The organism is Cobetia sp. 5-25-4-2 (assembly GCF_013374075.1).
GTDB lineage: Bacteria > Pseudomonadota > Gammaproteobacteria > Pseudomonadales > Halomonadaceae > Cobetia > Cobetia marina.
Window position 1 is genome coordinate 349,279 of the sequence record NZ_BLWK01000003.1, and the last position, 21,360, is coordinate 370,638.

Genomic DNA, 21,360 nt, shown 5'->3' on the forward strand with positions numbered 1-21,360 from the left:
CCCATCGTGGTGATGCGCCGTGAGAACGGCAGAAGGCGGAGAAACGACAAGGCCATCACGGCCGTCATTGTCACGCAGACACGACGGCCGTGATGGCCACTCTCAGTCTAGGCAGAGCTTCGGCTCAACTCAACGCTGAATATCCCCATCTCGCCGACACTCGCTCCGCCACGAAAGGCGCCCCGGCCAGCCAAGACTCCCGGGAGCGGGCTAGAGGGCTGCGGCCGCCATGGTGCCCTGCGCGATGGCGCGCTTGGCATCCAGCTCAGCGGCTTCATCGGCGCCACCGATGATGTGCAGCTCGATCCCTGCCGCCTCCAGGGGCGCCTTGAGCTCCAGCACCGACTCCTGGCCGGCACACAGCACGATACTGTCGAGCGCCAGATGCTGGACCTTGCCATCAATGCTGACGGTCATCCCCTCGGCATCGATGGACTGATAATCGCAGCCCGCGACCATCTTGACTCCGCGCTGCTTGAGGGTGGCCCGGTGCACCCAGCCGGTCGTCTTGCCCAGATGCTTGCCCGGCTTGGAGGTCTTGCGCTGCAGCAGCCATACCTCACGAGGGCTCTCGCCGGGCATCGGTGTCTTGAGACCGCCGGCGGTGCTGACCGAGAGATCCACCCCCCACTCCTCGCACCACAGCTCGCCATCCAGCGAGGGTGACGGCTCACGATGCGTCATCAACTCCGCCACATCGAACCCGATGCCTCCCGCACCGACCAGCGCCACACGTCGCCCCACTCGCTCCGGAGCACGAATCGCCTCGCCATAACTGAGCACCTGGCCACGCGAGATGCCCTCCTCGATACCGGGAATCGCGGGCGTACGCGCACGCACGCCACTGGCCAGGATCACGGCATCGAACGCTGCCAGCATCTCCGCGGTGGCACGCGTATTGAGCCGAACCTCGACACCATTGCGTGCCAGCGCCTCGTTGAAGTAGCGCAGCGTCTCGTCAAACTCCTCCTTGCCCGGAATGCGGCGCGCGAAATTGAACTGCCCGCCGACTTCCGCCTGCGCCTCGAACAGCACCACCTCATGACCACGCTCTGCCGCGGTGACGGCCGCCGACAGACCTGCTGGACCACCTCCGACCACGGCGACACGCCGCACGCGGCGGGCAGGCTCGATCACCATCTCGGTCTCGTGGCAGGCTCGCGGGTTGACCAGACACGAGGTCAGCTTCATCTGGAAGGTGTGATCAAGACACGCCTGGTTGCAGGCGATGCAGGTGTTGATGATCGCGGCATCATCCGCCTGCGCCTTGCTGACCCACGCCGGGTCAGCGAGGAACGGACGCGCCATCGACACCATGTCGGCATGTCCCTCCGCCAGTACCGACTCGGCCACGTCCGGCATGTTGATGCGATTGGTGGTGATCAGCGGCAGACTGAGCTCCGCCTTCATGCGCTGGGTCAGTCCGGTGAAGACGGCACGCGGCACACTGGTGACGATGGTGGGCACTCGTGCCTCATGCCAGCCGATCCCGGTATTGATGAGGCTGGCACCGGCCGCCTCGATGGCCTTGCCCAACGCGACCACCTCGCTCCAGGTGCTGCCCTCATCGACAAGATCCAGCATCGACAGCCGATAGATGATCAGGAAATCCTCACCCAGCGCCGCGCGGATGCCCGCGACGATCTCCACCGCCAGACGGATGCGATTCTCGAAGCTGCCACCGTATTCATCCTCACGCTGGTTGGTCCGTCGACAGATGAACTGGTTGATGAAGTAACCTTCGGACCCCATCACCTCGACACCGTCATAGCCCGCTTCGCATGCCAAGGCGGCACAGCGTACATAATCCGCGATCTGGCCTTTCACTTCCTCGGTGCTCAGCGCCCGCGGCATGAAGGGGTTGATCGGGGCCTGAATGGCAGATGGCGCGACCTGATCCGGAGAATAGGCATAGCGACCGGCATGCAGGATCTGCAGGCATATCCGCCCGTCCTCGGCATGCACGGCATCGGTCACTTCACGATGACGCTGCGCCTCCTGCGAGGTGGTCAGCTTGGCCGCGCCCTGCATGACCGCGCCCTCCGGGTTCGGGGCGATCCCTCCCGTGACGATCAGGGCGACACCATGACGGGCACGCTCACGATAGAAGGCCGCCAGGCGCGTGAAGCCATTGGGAGCTTCCTCGAGCCCGGTATGCATCGACCCCATCAGCACGCGATTCTTCAGCGTGATGTGTCCCAGCTTCAGCGGACGGAAGATATTCGGATAGGCAGTCATGGCGCTTGCTCCTTGCCGTCGCACTGGCGTGGCCGTCAACCGGACCCCGGGACACCAGCACGCGGAACTTATCAGGTCGTCATTGTCATCTTGTCGCCTTGCGCTACTCGTGCACGTTGGCGGTAGACACGTCAGGGCGACGCACACCCAAGGCAAACAGTCGTATGAATCTCGATACGCTCAGTGTAGTGCATCATCGCTTGCACTCAATGCGCCTGGAGGACACATTGATACCCTTGCAGGACATGCCCTGCGCAATATCCGGCCGACGGCAAGCCTCGCGCTTGTCTCCCCGACCTCTCGACACGAGCCAGCCCCATGCAATTAGGAGAAGTCTCGGTCAGCCTGGCGCACCTCGTCGCACGTGCCCTGGACGCGTGCAACGTGCACGCCGAGCCCATCATGCAGCCCTACACGGGCTGGCCACTGCCGGACGACGGAGATGCCCGGATCGGCATCGCTCGCTACATGCGTCTGGGCCATGCCGCCATCACTGCCAGCGGTGATGAACTGTTCGGCCTGGAGATGGCCGCTCAGATTCGCCCGGGAGACTTTCTGCTCCCCGGACTTGCGTGTGCCTGCGCCCCCACTCTGGCGGCAGGGCTGACGCTGCTGTGCGAGGCTGAGGCACTTTACAGCGACAACAGTCGTGGCCATGGCCATTTCGAGCGCCAGGCCACCGGCGGCTGGCTGAACTTCTACTCCCTCGCTCCCTACAATGCCTACAACCGCTTCGTGGTCGACAGCGTGCTGGGAGGCTGGTGGCATCTGGCTCGCCAGCTGAGTGGCGATGCCTTGAGCGATGCATCGCTCGAGATCGATTACACGATCCCCCGCTCGCCGGAGGACAGCTCTCCGCTCACCCCCTCACCAGACGATATGCATGAGCAGACGGAGAAGCGCTGGCGCTGGCGATATGCCCGACGCCTGGGCCTGCCTGCGAGCCAGTTGCACTTCGCGACAGGGCGCAATCGGCTGTGGCTTCCAGACAGAGTATTGAACGCCCCTACCGTGCAGGCAGCACCGGTCGCCTTTGCCCAGCTTCGTCAACAGATCACGGAGCGACTGGAGAGCCGTCAGGGCCCTCATGACACGCTGTCACGCACACGACGTGCCATTGCCATGCGGCTTTCGGGGCGCGCACCCGGACGCGACGAGATCGCAGCGGCCCTCAATCTGCACCCGCGTACCCTGGCCAGACGACTCGCCGCCGAAGGCTGGCACTACGAGGGGCTGCTGGATGACACGCGCCGCGCACTGGCCGAGCGTTATCTGCGTGACACCCATCTAAGCCTGAAGGAAATCAGCTGGGTACTGGGATTTGCCGGTCCGGAAAGCTTCCAGCACGCCTGCAAGCGTTGGCACGCCAAACCACCGGGCGCATGGCGCAGACAGCACCGCGCCTCCAGCCGAACGGGTAGCTCACGGACCTGAAACACGAAGAAACGTCGAACGGGGGACGAGGGGACGTCCAAAAGGAAGGCAACAGCGAGGAAGGCAACAGCGAGGAAGGCAACAGCGAGGAAGGCAACAGCGAGGAAGGCAACAACGAGCATCTTGCTGGCCAGAAACGCGAAAACCCGAGCACGAGGGCTCGGGTTTCACGAATTCTGTAGATCGAGTGGCGGACTGGACGGGACTCGAACCCGCGACCTCCGGCGTGACAGGCCGGCATTCTAACCAACTGAACTACCAGTCCACATTGGTGGGTGATACTGGATTCGAACCAGTGACCCCAAGCATGTGAAGCTTGTGCTCTAACCAACTGAGCTAATCACCCAACACAGACGATCCTTGCTGCAAGCAGCGGTGATATCGCGTCATTCTGAATGGCGGACTGGACGGGACTCGAACCCGCGACCTCCGGCGTGACAGGCCGGCATTCTAACCAACTGAACTACCAGTCCATTCAAAACAACTCAACATCGGGCGCATGACAAACGGTAGTGGCGGACTGGACGGGACTCGAACCCGCGACCTCCGGCGTGACAGGCCGGCATTCTAACCAACTGAACTACCAGTCCACTGCAACGTTTGCTTCTGCTGACGAACCAGGCCATTTAATCAAGTAACGCTTTGATAAGCAATAACTTTTTTCAAATGGTGGGTGGTACTGGGTTCGAACCAGTGACCCCCAGCTTGTAAGGCTGGTGCTCTACCAACTGAGCTAACCACCCCTGTCTCGTTGGCGCTGCATTCTACGGAATCCGCCCCATGAGTCAATACTTTTTTTACAGGAAGTTTCAGAATACTCCTCGACAGGGTCTTGATAAGACTGGATTTTCCCAGCGCCACTCACCTGTAGCCCAGCAACCATCAGCATTGTGTCAGCATTCTGACATCAGGATGCCACGAGGGAGAAAATTCGTGTCGCTCATGGATTGACACCCATCAGCGCAATGCAGGGTGTGCAAGGATCGCTGCCACCGCTGAGCGAATCAGTCCCTCACGCGTCTTGCCGCTCGCCTTGCGAGGCTTGAAATCATGTTCGCCATCCTCCAGCCAATGCAGGCTGATGGTGCATGGCAATCCGTAACCTTCGACTTCCTCGCGATGACCAAAGGGATCTCGCGTGCCCTGACAGATCACGCCCGGGGCATCAATGGCCGCCAGATGCTCGGTTCGCAGCGTGTCCGGTTTGCCGGTCGGGTGAAAGGGATAGCCCAGCGCATACCAGCCCAGGGGCGACATTCGACGTGGGCCTGATGAGGGGGCTGGCATGCCTCGCCCCTCCAGCCCCTGCATCACATGCGAGGCCACGCGACTCCCCATGGACTTGCCACCAAGCAATACCAGGCATGTCGCCAGAGACGCCCTGGCGGCAAGACTGGCGGCCAGCGCCTCATGCCAGCGCGTCATTTCCTCGATCAGCCCGGGCAGCCGCGGCGGCGGACGACGGCGTGCCTCGCAGCGCATCTTGACGAGGTAGGCGAAGTCGAATCCCAGCCATGCCGCCCCCTGGTGTGCACAGGCCTTGCCGAACCGCTGATGGAAATCGGTCTCGCGTCCGGCGCCCGCCCCATGGGCATGCAGCAGAATCACCTGCCGAGGGCTGCCATGAATCTCCAGCGGACCGAACGAGGCCACCCAGCCTCGCCAGGGACCGCGCGCCGCCAACGCCTCCTCTGACAGCTCCAGACGCTTTTCCAGCTCATCGGCGATGGCGTCAAAGGAAGCGACCTTGAAACCTTCCTCGGCGTAGGGGGTGGGGACGGCCGCCACATTGGACGCATCCCGATCTTCGTCCGATGATGAAGTGACAAGAGACACTCAGTGTCCTCCCTGGTAGCTGAAATGAATGCTGAATCGTCTCGTGAGTCGTGCTCTCTTCAGGAGAGCACATCGCTGTTCACTGCATGATGAGGTCATGACATGGGCACAGCACCTGATGGAGCAGGCGCCTCTCACGAGGTGATTCGCCAATTTGGCACGACGGCCATTCTTTCAGGCGCCGTCAGTCTATTGCTGGCGGTATGGCTGACCGCCGTGCAGTTGTGGCCAACCCTGGCCCCGCCCATCGCCTGGCTGAGCCATGGCCGTCTCGCCATTGTGCAACAGCATCTGCTGCTCTTCGGCCTCGGCGGCTCGGCATTGATTGCCAGCCTGTATTCACTGGTCAATCATGACACGCAAGCCCGGCCAGGCCAGCGGCGTCTCCAGCGGTTCACGCTGCAGGCCTGGCAGACGATTCTCGTGCTTGGCAGCATATCGATTGCCGCGGGCTTCGCGTCGGGGCATGGCCAATCCGAATATCCCTGGCCACTCAACCTGTTGATGCTGGCAGTGTGGATCGCGGTCGCGTGGCTCTTCCATGTCAACTGGAAGGCAGGACCGACAGCGCGCCTGCCCGTGGCTGGCTGGTGCTTCATTGGCTGTCTGGTGATGATACTGATGCAGCATACCCTGCTGTCACTGGCGGTGCCCCTGGGCCCGCTGACATCGTTACCCATGTTCTCAGGCAGTCTGGACGCGCTGCTGCAGAGCTGGCAGAAGGGAATGCTGCCCGGCGGCATGCTGGCACTGGGCTTCATTGCCATGGCGTATCAGGCACTCTCGGGACTGACCCGCCAGCCCCTTCACTCTCACCGTCTGGCCATCATCAGCTTCTGGCTGCTGGTATTGCTGCTGCCCTGGAGCGGCGCGGTGCTGCTGCATGCCAGTGCCCTGCCCCAGTGGAGCCAGGCGCTGGGAATGGCGATGGGGCTCCTGCTGCTGGCGCCGGGACTGGCCATTCCTCTCAACGGCCTGCTGACCCTCAAGGCGGACTGGCCCTCCCTGCGCCATCATCCTCAGACCTGCCTGCTCGGCGCAGCCCTGCTCTTTCTGGCCATCAGCGTGATGGAGCATGTGGCACTGTCCATCGCCCCGCTCAACGACATGACCTTCAGCGCCGCCGGCAGCCTCTCGCCGGCCGGCACACTGGGCGTCATCGGTCTGGTCAGCGTGCTCATGCTCTACCGTCTGCGGCTGCCTGAAGCACCCTCGGCGCTGATCATGACCCACGCCTGGCTGGCCATCGCCGGCACGTTGCTCTGCATCGCTGCCAGCTGGACCACCACCCTGCTGCAGGGCAGCCTGTGGCATGCCGTAGACGCAGAGGGACAACCGCTGCACTCCCTCGCCGACGTCCTGGCGGTGGCTCGCCCGCCGATGCTGATGACGCTGGCGGGGCTGAGTTGCTGGGCACTCGGCCTGCTGCTGATGGCAGCATATCTCCTGCGCGCCTCCCGCCGACCCATCACGCGCCCCTCTACCCAGCGCGCTCATCACCACATCGGGCATTCACACGCTCGGGGGAGGACACCGGCATGAGACACGTACTGCTCGAACGGCATCCGGGCCTGATGGCCGCGCTCTGCGTGATGGCGGCAAGTGTCGGCGCGCTGGCCCAGTTGCTGCCTCTGGGGTTTCAGGAGGCAGGGCAAGAAGTGACACCGCTGGATGCGCTGGCGCTGGAGGGACAGCGCCTTTACCTGCGGGAAGGCTGCCAACAATGCCATACCCGAATGGTGCGGGATCTGCCGGGAGACCAGGCACGCCATGCAAGCCGGGACGCCGCCTCCCGCCACCTCATGGAGCGACCGGCCCTGTGGGGCAACGCTCGTCATGGCCCTGACCTGAGCCGCCTCCCGGCGGAACATGATGAGGCCTGGCAACGCCTGCACCTGTACTCGCCGCGCCACAAGGTGGCGGATTCCAGCATGCCGGCCTACCCCTGGCTGTTCGAGCACGCCCTGAGCGGCGAGGGTGTCGCCGAGCGAATGCGGGCCCTGCAGGCGCTTGGCGTGCCCTACCGAGACGACGAGATCCTCGCGGCGCCCGCCCGGGTACGCGGCAAGGCCGAGGCGACCGCTCTGCTGGCCTATCTTCAACAGACGGATCCCCCTCGGCACTCATCCGCGACAATACCCGACCCGACAGGGGAGACACTCGCCACACTGACACTGACGACAGGAGCTGCACCATGAACCTGCTGGCAAACGTCGATCTGCCACTGTTCTGGCAGGCATGGATCAGCATGCTCACGCTGGGCAGCCTGGCCTTCTGCACGCTGTTGCTTGTCGGGCTTCGCTCGCGCAGCACCTCACCCGATGATGACCTGCAGGGAGATGGGCCAGGCGACGAACACCGCATTGACGGCACCCCTCAGCCGGACAGGCCGCTGCCGCTGGTCTGGAGTCTGCTGTTTCTGCTCACACTGCTGGTCAGCATGGGGCAGATCGTCATGTCCTTGAGTGGATGATGTCACCTGGCTCTCCCGAGTCGGATGAGGCAGGGCGTCGCAACCTGCCCCTTCGGGAGGTTCTGCGTCTAGAGTCATGCAGGACATCACGACACAATCAGAATTATCTAATATAATGCGCGCGATTCACGGAGCACTTCACATCCCGCCCCACAGGACGGGAACCCGTTCTGGGAAGTGCGCCTGACAGGTATCATTGACGGACAGCACCGACAGGCAGCAGCGACTCAGTCCATGAGGATGCTGCCTCTCCGTACAGGACCATGGAATCGCCCTGTACCAGGTGTCGCACCCGGACACCCCCACCCGAAACCCGCTCCCCACGAGTTTCGGCGTAATGCCCCAGGAGAGTCACCATGACGGCCCAGACAACGGCATCCCATCGATTGCGTGCGCATGAAGCACGCTGTCAGACCTGCTCGCTCAGCTCACTGTGTCTGCCGCTGGCACTGAACATGGAAGCCATCGACCAGTTCGACTCCATCATTCGGCGCCGCGCGCCGCTCAGAAAGGGCGAGGTTCTCTTCACCCAGGGCGAGCCCTTCGACTGCGTCTTCACGGTGCGCTCGGGCAGCCTGAAACAGATCAACACCGAGAACAGTGGCACGGAGCAGCTCACCGGTTTCTTCCTGCCCAGCGAGCTGGCTGGACTGGATGCCATCGACAGCAATGCCTACCCCGGCAGCGCCGTTGCACTCGAGACCACGACCGTGTGCGAGATTCCCTTCGATCGCCTCGATGCGCTTTCCGCCCAACTGCCGGAACTGCGCACCCAGCTGTTCAAGAGCCTGAGCAAGGAGCTGCATGAGGATCGTCGGATGATGATGCTGCTGTCGCGCAAGACGGCAGATGAGCGCCTGGCCAGCTTCCTGGTCAACCTCTCTCAGCGCTTCCGTCGCCGCGGCTATTCGCCATACAGTTTCCGTCTTTCCATGTCCCGCGCCGACATCGGCAATTATCTGGGACTGGCCGTGGAAACCATCAGCCGTATCCTGACGCGTTTCCAGGCTCAGGGGCTGGTGGATATCCAGGCCCGCGAGGTCCATATCCTACACCTGGATGGCCTGATCGAGCTGGCAGAAGGAGAGTGTCAGGGCGGTCGCTGACCCCCGTGATGCCATCTCTCTCACCACGAAGGCCCGCCACATCCTCATGTGGCGGGCCTTCGTGTTTTCCAGACAGCGCCAGGCGGCTCGGAGACGCTCAGCGATTCTGCAGACGGTTGTAATCCAGCAACCCGGCCTCGACGGGACGATCCGCATAATTGGCACGCAGCACGCTGTCCGAGAACTGCCAGAAGCGTGGGTCGGTGCGCCGCACTCCGATATCGGCCATCAGCTGTCGATAGTCCGCCTCATCCTTGAGCACGGCGACCCGCCGTGCCAATCCCTGCAGCGACTCGGGTGTCAGATGCCAGAAGGCATTCGGATAATCCCCGGCCACGCCGCGCAGCACATCCAGCGTATCGCGCTCAGGACGCCGATTGGCTTCCTCGTCGAACAGACTGGTGATGTTGGCATGAGCCGAGTTGCGCAGCACGCTGAACAACTGTGGGTGCTCGCTTCCCTCCCGTTCCAGCGCAATGATGGTGACTTCCGGCAGCAGGCTGGCCGCCAGACCACTCACCTCGCTCAAGGCCTTCAATTCGCGGCGCACGGCATCATCCTCCAGCGTCTCCAGGCTACGCTCGTGGACAAGTTCCGGCGCCAGGCGCTCGCGCAGGCGGCGCATCAGCCCAATGCGCGCCTTCTCCGGTGAGGAAAGCTCTCCCGGTGTCCAGACGATATCGCTCGGGGCATCAAACTGGGGCGGCTTCTTGAACAGCAGCTTTTCCAGCCCAGAATCCACATCCTGATACCAGCCGTCATGCACTGCCTGACGCTCGCCGGCAGGCAGAAGCGCCAGCAGGTTGTTCTCGCCTTCCATGCGCAGGAAGTCCATGTACAGGCGCGTGGTCAGCTGGTGGCCGAGGTTGCCATAGACATCGAAGCCGGCCACCAGCAGGTAATGGATGCGCTCAAGCATCGGGTAATCGATCACCCAGGCCGTCTTGGGCACATTGCCGACCAGCCCTTTCATCACGGCGGCATTGTCGAAGTGACGATAGACCGTCAGGGCGGCATTGGGGTTGTGATCGCCACCCTCGCCGCCTTGCCAGCCGCTGCCGTCCCACAACAGCTGCATGTCCAGACGCAGATTGCCGTCCTCGTAGGCCTGCATCATCAGCTTTTGCTTGGCCTGCAGATAGGCCTGCTGCTTGCGCTCGAACTTGATCCACGAGGAGATGGGCAATGCATTGCTGCTCTGCTCGGCAGGCAGGCTGAGATTCTCGCCCTCCCGTGCCAGGGTGCGCTCGACCTGCGGCAGGCTGAACAGTGATGGATCGGTGAAACTGACCCAGAAGTGGTCATTGATGACGTCCACGGCCACCTGGCCACGACAGACCGGCCCCTTGATGAAGCCCATGATGGTGTTCTGCGATTCATCCAGCATGAAGCGGTAACGTGACTCGGCAGGGATCGCCTCGAACGTCAGGAAGGGATTGGACGCCGTCTTGAGGTCATAGCCAGGCAGGTCATCCACCGTATAGTCCGGCGCGAGGAACAGCGACTGCCAGCGTTCCAGGCGCGCGTCACTCAGCGAATAGGGCAGATGATTCTTGGCCAGGATCGTCGAGCGCTCCTGCCATAGACGGTAATAGACGCGAGGACGCCCGGCCTCGTCATGCGGCATGACGTCACGACCATCTCCGGGATAGGCGGCGTAGGGAGCGTCATAGGGGCGGCGCGAGGAGATACGCTGGATGGGCTCGCCGGGCGGCGTACTGGAGCGCACCAGCGAGAAGAAGATCGGCCGGCCATTGGCCCCCTTCGCTTCCGGGAAATACAGGTGGGTCAGAAAGAGATGCTCGTAGATGTAGCGACTCATCAGCCGCTGCTTGAGGCTGTCACCATTGAGGAAGGCTTCCACCTGCTGAATCCGTGGCACCAGGGCCTCAGACACCGGGCGCACCTCGGTCATCGGCGAGCCCTGCGCCAACCAGTTGACCAGCGTACGGTGCTCCTCATCACTGATCTGCGGCAGCGCATACGGCATGCCCCAGTCCGGGTGATCTTCCGCGAAGGCATCATAGCGCTCGATGGGCGCGCACACCTGACTGCGATTGAGCGACAGATCGAAGCGGTCTTCCGGCAGCAGGCCTTCCTCCGTCACCGGCAGGGGTTGCTTGCGCTTCTGGCTCAGCGAGCGGAACAGCACACTGCCTTCCAGATTGGCGAGCGCCGAGTCGTTGCGCTCGTTGAGCACCGGCGAGAAGTTCATGTCACGCCATTCAGCGGTGCTGTCGGCATCCTCGAACAGACGCGTCAGATTGGCCGCCAGCAAGCGGGTGCCGTCATAGACAGGAGCGGGATTGATACCGCGGTCGATCCCGGCCGCCGAGGACATCTTGAGCTGGCACGGGGCGTCATAGCAGCCATGACAGACCACGCAGCGGGTCTCGATCACCGGCTTGACCTCGTCCTCCCACTGCCGGCCAGCCGTGGTGTCATGCGCCACGACACGATCACGTGGCGACGCCTTGCCATAACGGGCATCCAGCTGTTGCAGCGTGACGGCACTGCACCCACCGAGCAACAGCACGATCAGGATGCTCCAGCGCCATCGCGGGGTATGCCACAGGCGGCGAAGTAGGCTCAACATGCAGGGCTCCAGGGACAGATCAATAACAGAAAGAGAGACACCGACCGGGGCAGCGACGCCCTCGCAGAGATGACACCAGTGATATGACGTTGAGAGTAGAAGAATCAGGACAGACCATTCGACGCTCAAACAACGCTAATTCGCATTATGCCATAGCCGCACTACAACCCCATGGCAGAGTCAATCTGCGTCACGTTGAATTCTTTTTGTTTTTTTTTGCATCCACTTGGTTAAAAGCGACGTAATCTCTAATGACCCGCCAGCAAGTGACTACGGCGCGGTTACTGAAATCAGATGAGCCTGAACCATAACTTTATAATGACGGGCCTAGCCCTAAAGGATGCCATCATGACCATGAAGAAGACCGTTACCGCTGCCACCTTCGCTGCTGCTGCCGCTGCTCTGTTCTCCACCGCTGCGCTGACCTCCATGTCCGTGCAAGCCGCTGACAACGCCGTGAAGTGCTCTGGCGTCAACTCCTGTCAGGGAACCTCCGAATGTGCGACCGCCACCAGCGCCTGCAAGGGCCAGAATGCCTGCAAGGGCCAGGGCTGGTCTTACACTGCAAGTGCTGAATCCTGTGTCGGTGCGGGTGGCGAAGTCATCTCCGGCAAGAGCTGAGCTCTCGAGATGAAGGCGTCGTCACGCAGTTAACGACGCCGACTGGAGTCATCGAGCTAAACGGGAGGACGGCATACCGTCCTCCCGTTCTTGTATCAGGCCTGAGGTGCCAGTGTGGGCACCGCCTGCCACGCCATGGAAAAGGAGTCACTCATGACGACAGTTTCCCGGTTTCGCCAACCCGCCCTTGCCACCTCCGGAGCAGGACAAGGGTTGGGGCTACGTCCTGAGTACTACCACGAGATTCTGACGACTCTGCCGGACATCGACTGGTTCGAGGCCATCAGCGAAAATTACATGGGCCCCGGCTTCATCGAATCCGATGGTGTCAGTGCCGGCGGCAAGCCGCTGCACTTCCTGGAGCGGGTCCGCGAGCATTATCCCATCGCCTTGCATGGCGTCTCGCTGTCCATCGGTGGCAGCAATCCCATAGATACCCGCTACCTGCGCGAATTGCGCGCACTGCATGATCGCATCGAACCGATGTGGGTCTCCGACCACCTGTGCTGGACGCGTACCGGTGCGCATCAATTCCATGATCTTCTGCCCCTTCCCTATACCGATGCCACCATCACGCACCTTGCCGAGCGCATCGACCAGGTCCAGAACGCGCTTGGCCGTCAGCTATTGCTGGAAAATGTCTCCAGCTATCTGACCTGGCAACCTGACGAGATGAGTGAGTGGGAGTTTCTGGCGGAAGTCAGCCGCCGCGCCGACTGCCTGATCCTGCTCGACCTGAACAACGTCATTGTCTCCAGCCACAATCATGACTTCGATCCGCTGGCCTATCTGGATGCCATGCCGGCGGAGCGTGTCTGGCAGCACCATCTCGCCGGGCACATCAGGCAGGACGTGTCTGGCGGTGAGCTGTGCATCGACACCCACGACCAACCCGTCCCGGATACCGTGTGGTCATTGTATGACGCCGCACGCGAGCGCTTCGGCGATGTCGCCACCATGATCGAGCGCGATGACAACTTCCCGCCATGGTCGGAGCTGATGGAAGAATATGCCGAGCTGCGTCGCCGCAGTGGTCGCCCGCTGGCCGACGATCAACCGACCCGGACTGTCGCGGCGGCAATGAATGGGGGGCTGCACGCATGACGCATGCATCGACCACAGCGACGACAGCATCACAGTTCGATCGCCGCGCCTTGACCCAGCTTCAGGACGCCACCGCCGCCTATCTGGCCGCGCCGTCACCCGACACCCGCAGCATCGCGGCACAGGCTGTCATCAGTGATGAGCTGGCCAGTGCCGAGGAGCGCCTTGGCATCTATGCCACGGCTTACCGCCTGCGCCTGTTCGATGTCTTCGGCGGTGATTTCGAGGCCGTGCACACCTTGATTGGCGATGATGCCTTCGGCCTGCTGTGTCGCGAGTACCTCAACGCCCATCCGCCGAGCCACTACTCGATCCGCTGGGCAGGCCAGCACTTTCCGGCCTTCGTGGCCGCGCGCGAACCCCGGCGTTCGCTGGTCACCGAGATGGCGGCCTTCGAATGGGCACTGGGGCTGGCACTGGATGCCGAGGAGATCGCGCCGCTCAGCGTCGAGACCCTGCAAGGGCTCGCCCCGCAAGACTGGCCGACGCTGAGACTGGCAGCCCATCCGTCATTGCATCACTTCGCCTTTCATTTCGATACGCCGGCCATCTGGAAATCCATCGACAATGACGAGCCGCCACGTGCGCCGGTCGAGAGCGACATCCCCATGCCATGGGTCGTCTGGCGTCAGCCCACCGAGGGCGCACCCGAGGTGCACTATCGCTCTCTCGAGCCATTGGAAGCGCTGGTGCTCGACGCCATTCTCTCCGCCGGTGATGACGGCCTGAGCTTCGCCTCACTGGGAGAGTTGCTTGTCCCCGAAGTCGGCGCCGAGGCAGCGCCGAGCGCCGCCATCAACCTGCTGGTGCAATGGATACCGGCCGGCATGCTGATACGTCCCGAAGACACCGGACGAGCCAGCCGCCATACCTCAGACCGTATTGCCTGAGGCGGCGCCCCCTCCTGCAACAGACCGGACATGACAGCCAGCCAGGAAAGCCGGACAATACACGCCGATCACCCCCTAGGTGATCGGCTTTCGTCTTCCTGCTGCCGTGATGCCCATGCCCCCTTCTTCCCATGATCTACCCTCTTCTCCCGATGGCCTGCCCTGCGACGCGTCAGTGACGTCTCGACCACTCGTGTCGGCGCCCCTCGATGCTGACCCGGCTCACGAGGCCGAGCCCATCTTGCCACTCGACATCCTGTTTCAGGATGACGTGCTGGTGGTGGTGCAGAAGCCTTCTGGCCTGCTGGTGCATCGCAGCCCCATCGACAAGCATGAGACGGAATTTCTGCTGCAGCGCCTGCGTGACCAGATCGGCATGCACGTCTTCCCGGTGCATCGTCTCGATCGCCCGACCTCCGGTCTGATGGTCTTCGGCCTCTCACCGGAAGCCGCCCGCAAGCTGAGCGCCGCCTTCGAGGAACAGCGGGTCAGCAAACGCTACCTGGCCGTGGTGCGTGGCGTCGCTCCCGAACAGGAGCGCCTGGACTACGGCCTGCGCAAGGAAGAGGGTCGCCTGCCCAAGGCCCAGATGCCGGAGCAGGAAGCCATCACCGACATCCGCCGACTGGCGCAGGTCGAGCTGCCCGTCGCGATCGACCGCTACCCCCAGTCACGCTTCTCGCTGGTGGAGGCACGTCCCTTGACCGGCCGTCGACACCAGATTCGTCGGCACCTGTCGCGCCGTGGCTACCCCATCATCGGAGATGCCAGGCACGGCAAGGGCAACTACAATCGTTACTTCGCCTCGACCCTGGAATGTCCGCGTCTGCTGCTGGCGGCGGTCGGACTGGAACTGCCGCACCCCGAGGGTGGCTGGTTGCGTCTTTCATGCCCACCGGATGGCGCCTACGCTGCCCTGCTGGCGCGCTTTGGCTGGCTGGGGCATCTGCCGGAGCGCCATGCCATCCACCAGGCCGAACGCCCCGAAAGCGACCTGGCTGGCCGGCCCACAGACGACTTGCCCGAATGACGACCGGGCACCCGCGAACACGCTTCGCCATCTGCATTCAACGTCCCTGGAAAGCATGAGCTGCGCATGACCACTACCCCTGACGACATTCCGCTGAATGAGCCAGCGGCCCACACGGCCTCTCTCTCGGACGCCGCGCCCTCTGCCAGCGAACGCATGCTGGCGGATTTCTTCGCCACCGACGCCGAGGCACCGGCGGCGGACGATTACGACTTCCGTTTCGGCGGCATTCGTCGCCTCTACGGCGCCAGCGCCTTCGCCCACTTCCGTCACGCGCATGTCGCGGTGGTCGGGGTCGGCGGGGTCGGCAGCTGGAGCGCCGAGGCGCTGGCACGCTCCGGCATCGGCGAGATGACGCTGATCGACCTCGACGACGTCTGTGTCTCCAACGTCAATCGTCAGCTGCATGCGCTGGATGGCCAGATCGGCCGTCCCAAGGTCGAGGTGCTGGCCGAGCGCTGCCAGCTGATCGCGCCGCAGATGAAGATTCACGCCATCTCGGCCTTCGTCACCCCGGACAACCTGGCCGAGCTGATCCACGATGAGCTGGATCACGTCATCGATGCCATCGACAGCGTACCCGCCAAGACGGCGCTGATCGCCTGGTGCAAGCGTCGCAAGCTGGGGCTGACCGTGACGGGCGGTGCCGGTGGCCAGCTCGACCCGACACGCATCCAGATCGCGGATCTTGCCCGTACCGAGCAGGACCCGCTGCTGGCGCGCGTTCGCTCCCTGCTGCGCCGCGACTACCATTTCAGTCGCAATCTCAAGCGCCGCTTCGATGTCGAGTGCGTCTACTCCGATGAGCAGCTGACCTACCCCGGTGCCGATGGCGAGGTCTGCGCCACCAAACCCGGCGACAGCGCCACGCGCCTGGATTGCGCCGGCGGCTTCGGCGCCGCCACCTTCGTCACCGGCAGCTTCGGCTTCACCGCCAGTGCGCGCGCCCTGGCGCGCATCGCACGCCGCGGTGCCAAGGCCACGCCGGCCAACGCTCTCAAGCCCGCACCCGACGCCTGATCGCGCCGGGCGACCGCGCCAACTGTCTTGCCCATCAAGGAAATCATCATGTCAGAGCTGCCTCCCATGCCGCCGCTGCCCGAGAATCGCCCCGTGCCGGGGCTCTACCGCCACTACAAGGGCGCGCAATACGAGGTGATCGGCACCAGTCGTCATAGCGAGACGGAAGAGCTGCTGGTGGTCTACCGCGCCCTCTACGGCGAATGTGGTCTGTGGGTGCGCCCACTGAGCATGTTCATGGAGAATGTCGAGATCCAGGGCGAGCCAGTGCCGCGTTTCGCGCTGGTCACGCAATGGTCCTGCTGAGCCTCGCCGATCGGTGGCGCCCATAAGCTGACCGACCGGACAGGTGCATGCCGCCTCTCAGGCTCGGTGCTATACTGCGCCGCTTGTTTTTCCAGACATACGCATTGAGGTGGGACTGGCCATCACGGCCCAGCCACCTCGACCACGCCCACACAGCGGGCCGTCCAGCATGCGCTGGCGGTGGCTGTGAGCTGGTTCATACCACGTCAAGAGCGGAGGAAGCATGAGCGCACTGGTTGGTGTCATCATGGGATCAAAATCGGATTGGGCGACCATGTGCCATACGGTCGAGACCCTGGAAGCCCTGGGGATCGAACACGAGGTCAAGGTCGTCTCTGCCCATCGCACGCCTGACCTGCTGTTCGATTATGCCGACACCGCCGCGGAGCGTGGTCTCGAGGTCATCATCGCCGGAGCCGGTGGCGCCGCCCACCTGCCGGGCATGTGTGCCGCCAAGACCTGGCTGCCGGTGCTGGGCGTGCCGGTGCAGTCCAGCATGCTGTCTGGCGTCGACTCCCTGCTCTCCATCGTGCAGATGCCCGCCGGCATCCCCACCGGCACCCTGGCCATCGGTCGTGCCGGTGCCGTGAATGCGGCGCTGCTGGCTGCCAGCCAGCTGGCCAACAAGTATCCGGCCATCCGCACGGCGCTCATCAACTTCCGCGCCGAGCAGACCGACCGCGTGCTGGACAATCCGGACCCGCGTCCCGATGCTCCCAGCCTGTCGCATGGAGGCCAGTGAATCATGAGCGAGCCGATCCGCTTCGGTATCGTCGGTGGTGGTCAGCTGGGTCGCATGCTGGCTCAGGCTGGCGCCGCCCTCAATGCCCGCTTCACCTTTCTTGATCCCGCCGACTCGCCGTGTGGCCGCGTGCATGGCCATCATCTGCGCGCCGACTGGCAGGATGACGCCGCTCTGACACAGCTGGTGGCGGCCTCCGATGCCATCACCTTCGAGTTCGAGAACGTGCCCGCCGACGCCGTCGAGCGCCTGGCGGCAGAGCGTCCGACCTACCCCCCGGCCGGCGCGCTGGATACCGCGCGGGATCGCTGGAACGAGAAGTCGCTGTTCATGCGTCTGGGCATCGAGGTGCCGCCGCTGGCGCTGGTCGACAGCCAGGCCGATCTGGAAAGCGCGGTGGCCACCATCGGCCTGCCTGCCGTCCTCAAGACACGTACGCTGGGCTACGACGGCAAGGGGCAGAAGGTGCTGCGCGAGATGGCGGACGTGGCCGACACCTTCGCCGAACTCGGCAGCGTGCCGCTGATTCTCGAAGGCTTCATCGCCTTCGATCACGAGGTCTCGGTGATCGCGGTACGCGGTCGTGACGGTGAGACACGCGCCTGGCCGCTGTCCCGCAATGAGCACCGCAGCGGCATCCTGCACTGCGCCACACCGCTGGCCGCGCATGACCTGCAGGCCGAGGCCGAAGCGGCTGCCTTCAAGGTGATGCACGAACTCGACTACGTGGGCGTGATGGCCTTCGAGTTCTTCGTGGTCAAGGAAGCGGACGGCAGCGAGCGCCTGCTGGCCAACGAGATCGCCCCGCGCGTGCACAACTCCGGTCACTGGAGCATCGAGGGCGCGGTCACCAGCCAGTTCGAGAACCATCTGCGCGCCGTCGCCGGCCTGCCGATGGGCGAGACAGCTTTGCTGGCTCCCTGCGCGATGCTCAATATCATCGGGCGCATGCCAGAGCGCGATGCCGTGCTGGCCATTCCCGGTGCTCGCCTGCATGACTACGGCAAGGCACCGCGAGCCGGCCGCAAGATCGGTCACATCACGGTGCTGGCCGCCGACCAGGCCAGTCTCGATGCGCGCATCGCAGCCGTCGAGGCGCTGCTGGTCAATGACCTGGGCAAGTAAGCCGGTTCTGCGCCACTGAAGACAAAACGCCCCCGCTGCCGATGGCAGCGGGGGCGTTTTCGTTCCTGTCACGACCTGGAAAGCCGCGCCTGGAATCAGTCGATCTCGTGATGAATCTGCTTCTGCAGGTAGAGCTCGATACCGACCTTCTCGATCAGACCCAGCTCGGTCTCCAGGTGATCGATATGCTCTTCCTCGTCGTCGAGGATCTTGCGGAACAGATCACGTGAGGTGTAATCGCGGACCTGCTCGGCATAGGCGATCGCTTCTTTCAGATCACCATGAGCCTGGTGCTCCAGCGCCAGATCGCACTCGAGCATTTCCTTGGTGTTCTCGCCGATACGCAGCTTGCCGAGGTCCTGCAGGTTGGGCAGGCCTTCCATGAACAGGATGCGCTCGATCAGGGTGTCCGCATGACGCATCTCTTCGATGGACTCGTCATATTCCCACTTGGCCAGGCGCTTGAGCCCCCAGTCCTTGTACATGCGCGCATGCAGGAAGTACTGATTGATGGCTACCAGCTCGTTGCCCAGTATGGTGTTGAGATGCTCGATGATCTTGGGATCGCCTTTCATGTCGCCATTCCTCTCTTGTCCGGTGCGGTCTCGTTGTCGTCGGCGACCGGCATGCATGCCGGTGTCAGGGGCCGTCGGGGGTGAGGCGTCTCAGGCACTCGCCCCGCTTCGTCAGGTCCGGCAAGTATGGCGCAAAACCATGAATTTTTCGAGACATGACAACAAGTTATCGACTTTTAGGCGCAAATGGGAAAGATTGGTATCCGCGTTGTCATATGCAGACGGACACCGGTGAGCGTACAAGCGATGAAAGTCCGGGAGAGGAAAGCACGAGAAAGGAAAGTACGAGAAAGGAAAGTGCGAGAGAGGATAGCTGGAAAGATGAGCTCTCCCGGCAAGGAGCGGCATGCGAAAACGCCAGAGGCCCGATCATGTGATCGGGCCTCTGGCGTTTGAATGACATGGACTCGTGGCGCTGTGCTGCATCGACAGGGCAATCCAGGCCTGGAGAGGCAAGCTACCCTGACATCAGACCGCGTAGGCGAGGTCGTCAGCCGGCATCATTTCGCGTGCCACGGCTTCACGGGTGATCGTCTTGGCCATGCAGGCACATTTTCCACATTGGGTCGCACACCCGGTCTGCTCGCGGACCTCACGGAAGCTGCGCGCCCCCTGCTCCACGACTTCACGGATCTTGTGGTCTGATACACCCTTGCACAGACAGACGTACATGGCTCACCTCGCTCACTCCAAGTGAGACAAATGTAAATGATTCGCAGAAAGATGCGCAACACCTGACTGCAAAAAATTCTCATTTGCATGCCATATCAACCACTTGCATTACCCCGTCTTCCACCGTCAGCGCCATGAATTGCTGCTGCGGGATGTGAACGTCCGACCAGAGCCGCGTGACGGTTCTCGACCCGCCGTTCTCCCCGCTTTCCTCAACCCGCTGTTCTCAAACCATTGCTTTCAAATCCACTGCTCTCAAATCCGTTGCATCGATGAAAGCGCCCACCGTATAAAGAAGGGAGTCACCTGCCTAAGGCAGGGGTTGCGATTTGGGTCAGGGACGCTAAGATGTATAACGTTTTATTATGCAGACAAGAATCAAGTCGCAACAAAAAATAATGAGCCATCGACATCCAATGGTTCAGGCTGGTCACTCGCCTCCTGCTAGCGTCAACTTCGCCAGAACGATGCCGTTCATGACGATAACCCACACGCAGCAAGGCGACGGCAAATGACTGCCACGACCTGCCAGGCAATCAGGAAAAGCACATGAACAGGACACTGCAAGAGATTCCGTCGACGCCCTCCATCCTGACTCGGCCCATCGGCATGCCGATGATGGGCGACATGATGATGCCGTGACCGGCCCGAATCCGTCTGCTGTCCGTTCGTTTCGCCTACTGCCAAACTGCAAGGAGTCCTGACCCAATGTCCGCATCCATCGCTACCGCCGAACATCACGCCGCCTCCCACCTGCCGCTCAATCTCGACGCCGTTCGCGATGCCGGCAGCTGCTTCGGGGACCATCACCGCCTGCCGCTCAATCCGCTGCTGCGCAATCTCTATCGCGAGGCGCGTCGCGAGGGCCTGGTGGACGAGAGCTGCAACGCACGTGAGTTGATGAGTCACATCGCACTGCCGCACGATCACGTCGTCACCCAGGAAATCTCCGATCGTGTCTGGCGCTACAACGTCGGTTACGCCAACAGTGAAAGCAGTGCCGAACAGGGCGACCTGAATGCTGCACTGGACTCGCTCAACGAGCGTACCCTCGATGAGCCACTGCCGGGTGCGCTGCATCGCCTCACCGAGGCCTGGCTGTACCTGCCCGGCGAGCTGGAAAGTCCGCGTCAGGCCAGCGCCGACGTCCTGTGGCTGGACAAGCAGGGCCGTGCCCGCTATCGCCTGGATCAGGCACGTCACTGGTTCGCCACCCTGCGTGACGAAGCCGTCGAAGTGGACGACTGGCTGGCATGGCGCCTGACCCACCTGCCGCTGACCAGCGCACCGGTGCTGGACACGGTCAGTGCCTTCACACGCCTGGCCCGCCTCGACCACGACGGTCAGCGCCCCATCGGCCAGCTGCCCTTCGTGCGCTATCGTGATGGCGTGCGCTTCGAGGGCATGGGCAACGCGGTACTCGACCTGCCACGTGAGCTGCCGGAAACCGCAGCACAGGAAGACAGCCTGGTCGTGTCGCGCGCCACGGTCGACCGCATCATCACGCGCCTCGATGGCCTGCTGGGCGTCTGATTCACGTCCTGCCCCCCTGACAGACACAACGCCCCGCCAGTCGATGACTGGCGGGGCGT

Annotated in this window: 19 protein-coding genes and 5 tRNA genes; 14 read left to right on the forward strand and 10 right to left on the reverse strand. The window is 62.9% G+C overall.

The genetic code is table 11. The features are described 5' to 3' along the window. Positions 1 to 210 precede the first annotated feature (210 nt). Positions 211 to 2,238 carry an NADPH-dependent 2,4-dienoyl-CoA reductase gene (locus HXS65_RS09015; RefSeq protein WP_136939086.1) on the reverse strand — a complete coding sequence of 676 codons (2,028 nt, stop codon included), beginning with the start codon at positions 2,236 to 2,238 and terminating at the stop codon, positions 211 to 213. Positions 2,239 to 2,556: 318 nt separating this feature from the next. Here HXS65_RS09015 and HXS65_RS09020 point away from each other — a divergent pair, with 318 nt between their 5' ends. Beyond that, positions 2,557 to 3,672: an AraC family transcriptional regulator gene (locus HXS65_RS09020; RefSeq protein WP_176493697.1), complete on the forward strand. Its 1,116-nt coding sequence runs from the start codon at positions 2,557 to 2,559 to the stop codon at positions 3,670 to 3,672. A gap of 188 nt (positions 3,673 to 3,860) precedes the next feature. Here HXS65_RS09020 and HXS65_RS09025 read toward each other — a convergent pair. The 6 genes from HXS65_RS09025 to HXS65_RS09050 form a co-directional block, all read right to left on the reverse strand. Further along, positions 3,861 to 3,937, reverse strand: a tRNA-Asp gene (locus HXS65_RS09025). Between the two features lie 4 nt (positions 3,938 to 3,941). Further along, positions 3,942 to 4,018, reverse strand: a tRNA-Val gene (locus tag HXS65_RS09030). A gap of 50 nt (positions 4,019 to 4,068) precedes the next feature. Further along, a tRNA-Asp gene (locus HXS65_RS09035) sits at positions 4,069 to 4,145 on the reverse strand. Between the two features lie 40 nt (positions 4,146 to 4,185). Further along, positions 4,186 to 4,262 (reverse strand) — tRNA-Asp (locus tag HXS65_RS09040). Between the two features lie 77 nt (positions 4,263 to 4,339). Further along, positions 4,340 to 4,415 (reverse strand) — tRNA-Val (locus HXS65_RS09045). 214 nt (positions 4,416 to 4,629) lie between these two features. Continuing rightward, positions 4,630 to 5,508 carry an alpha/beta family hydrolase gene (locus HXS65_RS09050; protein WP_255304468.1) on the reverse strand — a complete coding sequence of 293 codons (879 nt, stop codon included), beginning with the start codon at positions 5,506 to 5,508 and terminating at the stop codon, positions 4,630 to 4,632. Between the two features lie 102 nt (positions 5,509 to 5,610). On the opposite strand from HXS65_RS09050, the gene HXS65_RS09055 reads away from it, so the two are divergent. The 4 genes from HXS65_RS09055 (at position 5,611) to fnr (ending at position 9,087) form a co-directional block, all read left to right on the forward strand. After that, entirely contained in the window at positions 5,611 to 7,050 is a 1,440-nt protein-coding gene (locus HXS65_RS09055; protein ID WP_176493698.1) for a cbb3-type cytochrome c oxidase subunit I, read from the forward strand. After that, positions 7,047 to 7,706, forward strand: a complete 660-nt coding sequence (locus HXS65_RS09060) for a cbb3-type cytochrome c oxidase subunit II (RefSeq protein ID WP_176493699.1) — start codon at positions 7,047 to 7,049, stop codon at positions 7,704 to 7,706. The genes HXS65_RS09055 and HXS65_RS09060 overlap by 4 nt, the downstream gene beginning before the upstream one ends. Further along, positions 7,703 to 7,981: a hypothetical protein gene (locus tag HXS65_RS09065; protein ID WP_084209417.1), complete on the forward strand. Its 279-nt coding sequence runs from the start codon at positions 7,703 to 7,705 to the stop codon at positions 7,979 to 7,981. The genes HXS65_RS09060 and HXS65_RS09065 overlap by 4 nt, the downstream gene beginning before the upstream one ends. A 356-nt stretch (positions 7,982 to 8,337) precedes the next feature. After that, a complete protein-coding gene (gene fnr, locus HXS65_RS09070) occupies positions 8,338 to 9,087 on the forward strand; it encodes a fumarate/nitrate reduction transcriptional regulator Fnr (RefSeq protein WP_077378772.1) in 750 nt (249 codons plus the stop codon). Positions 9,088 to 9,184: 97 nt separating this feature from the next. On the opposite strand, the gene HXS65_RS09075 is transcribed toward fnr, so the two are convergent. Then, on the reverse strand, positions 9,185 to 11,683 hold the full coding sequence (locus HXS65_RS09075; protein ID WP_176493700.1) for a fatty acid cis/trans isomerase: 2,499 nt from the start codon (positions 11,681 to 11,683) through the stop codon (positions 9,185 to 9,187). Between the two features lie 348 nt (positions 11,684 to 12,031). Between HXS65_RS09075 and HXS65_RS09080 the strand changes: the two genes are divergently transcribed. From HXS65_RS09080 to HXS65_RS09115, 8 genes are all read left to right on the forward strand, one after another. After that, positions 12,032 to 12,304, forward strand: coding sequence for a hypothetical protein (locus tag HXS65_RS09080; RefSeq protein WP_255304469.1), 273 nt, complete (start codon positions 12,032 to 12,034; stop codon positions 12,302 to 12,304). Positions 12,305 to 12,457: 153 nt separating this feature from the next. Continuing rightward, a complete protein-coding gene (locus tag HXS65_RS09085; protein WP_218015070.1) occupies positions 12,458 to 13,408 on the forward strand; it encodes a DUF692 domain-containing protein in 951 nt (316 codons plus the stop codon). Further along, a complete protein-coding gene (locus tag HXS65_RS09090; RefSeq protein WP_176493701.1) occupies positions 13,405 to 14,298 on the forward strand; it encodes a DNA-binding domain-containing protein in 894 nt (297 codons plus the stop codon). Before HXS65_RS09085 ends, HXS65_RS09090 begins: the two co-directional genes overlap by 4 nt. Positions 14,299 to 14,536: 238 nt before the next feature. After that, entirely contained in the window at positions 14,537 to 15,328 is a 792-nt protein-coding gene (locus HXS65_RS09095; RefSeq protein WP_176493765.1) for a pseudouridine synthase, read from the forward strand. A 156-nt stretch (positions 15,329 to 15,484) separates the two neighbouring features. After that, positions 15,485 to 16,348: a tRNA cyclic N6-threonylcarbamoyladenosine(37) synthase TcdA gene (gene tcdA / locus HXS65_RS09100; RefSeq protein ID WP_077379348.1), complete on the forward strand. Its 864-nt coding sequence runs from the start codon at positions 15,485 to 15,487 to the stop codon at positions 16,346 to 16,348. 48 nt (positions 16,349 to 16,396) lie between these two features. Next, positions 16,397 to 16,654 carry a DUF1653 domain-containing protein gene (locus tag HXS65_RS09105; RefSeq protein WP_240499615.1) on the forward strand — a complete coding sequence of 86 codons (258 nt, stop codon included), beginning with the start codon at positions 16,397 to 16,399 and terminating at the stop codon, positions 16,652 to 16,654. Positions 16,655 to 16,877: 223 nt separating this feature from the next. Further along, positions 16,878 to 17,396 (forward strand): 5-(carboxyamino)imidazole ribonucleotide mutase, encoded by a 519-nt coding sequence (gene purE, locus HXS65_RS09110; protein WP_077378762.1) that lies wholly within the window; start codon positions 16,878 to 16,880, stop codon positions 17,394 to 17,396. A gap of 3 nt (positions 17,397 to 17,399) precedes the next feature. After that, positions 17,400 to 18,521 carry a 5-(carboxyamino)imidazole ribonucleotide synthase gene (locus tag HXS65_RS09115; protein WP_255304470.1) on the forward strand — a complete coding sequence of 374 codons (1,122 nt, stop codon included), beginning with the start codon at positions 17,400 to 17,402 and terminating at the stop codon, positions 18,519 to 18,521. Positions 18,522 to 18,616: 95 nt separating this feature from the next. Here the strand turns inward: HXS65_RS09115 and bfr are convergent, their stop codons facing one another. Then, complete coding sequence (gene bfr / locus HXS65_RS09120) at positions 18,617 to 19,096, reverse strand: bacterioferritin (protein ID WP_077378759.1); 480 nt, start codon at positions 19,094 to 19,096, stop codon at positions 18,617 to 18,619. Positions 19,097 to 19,564: 468 nt separating this feature from the next. Next, the gene (locus tag HXS65_RS09125) at positions 19,565 to 19,768 is read right to left on the reverse strand and encodes a bacterioferritin-associated ferredoxin (protein ID WP_077378756.1); all 204 of its coding nucleotides are present in this window, start codon (positions 19,766 to 19,768) and stop codon (positions 19,565 to 19,567) included. Between the two features lie 708 nt (positions 19,769 to 20,476). On the opposite strand from HXS65_RS09125, the gene HXS65_RS09130 reads away from it, so the two are divergent. Then, a complete protein-coding gene (locus HXS65_RS09130) occupies positions 20,477 to 21,301 on the forward strand; it encodes a hypothetical protein (RefSeq protein ID WP_077378753.1) in 825 nt (274 codons plus the stop codon). Positions 21,302 to 21,360: the final 59 nt, after the last annotated feature.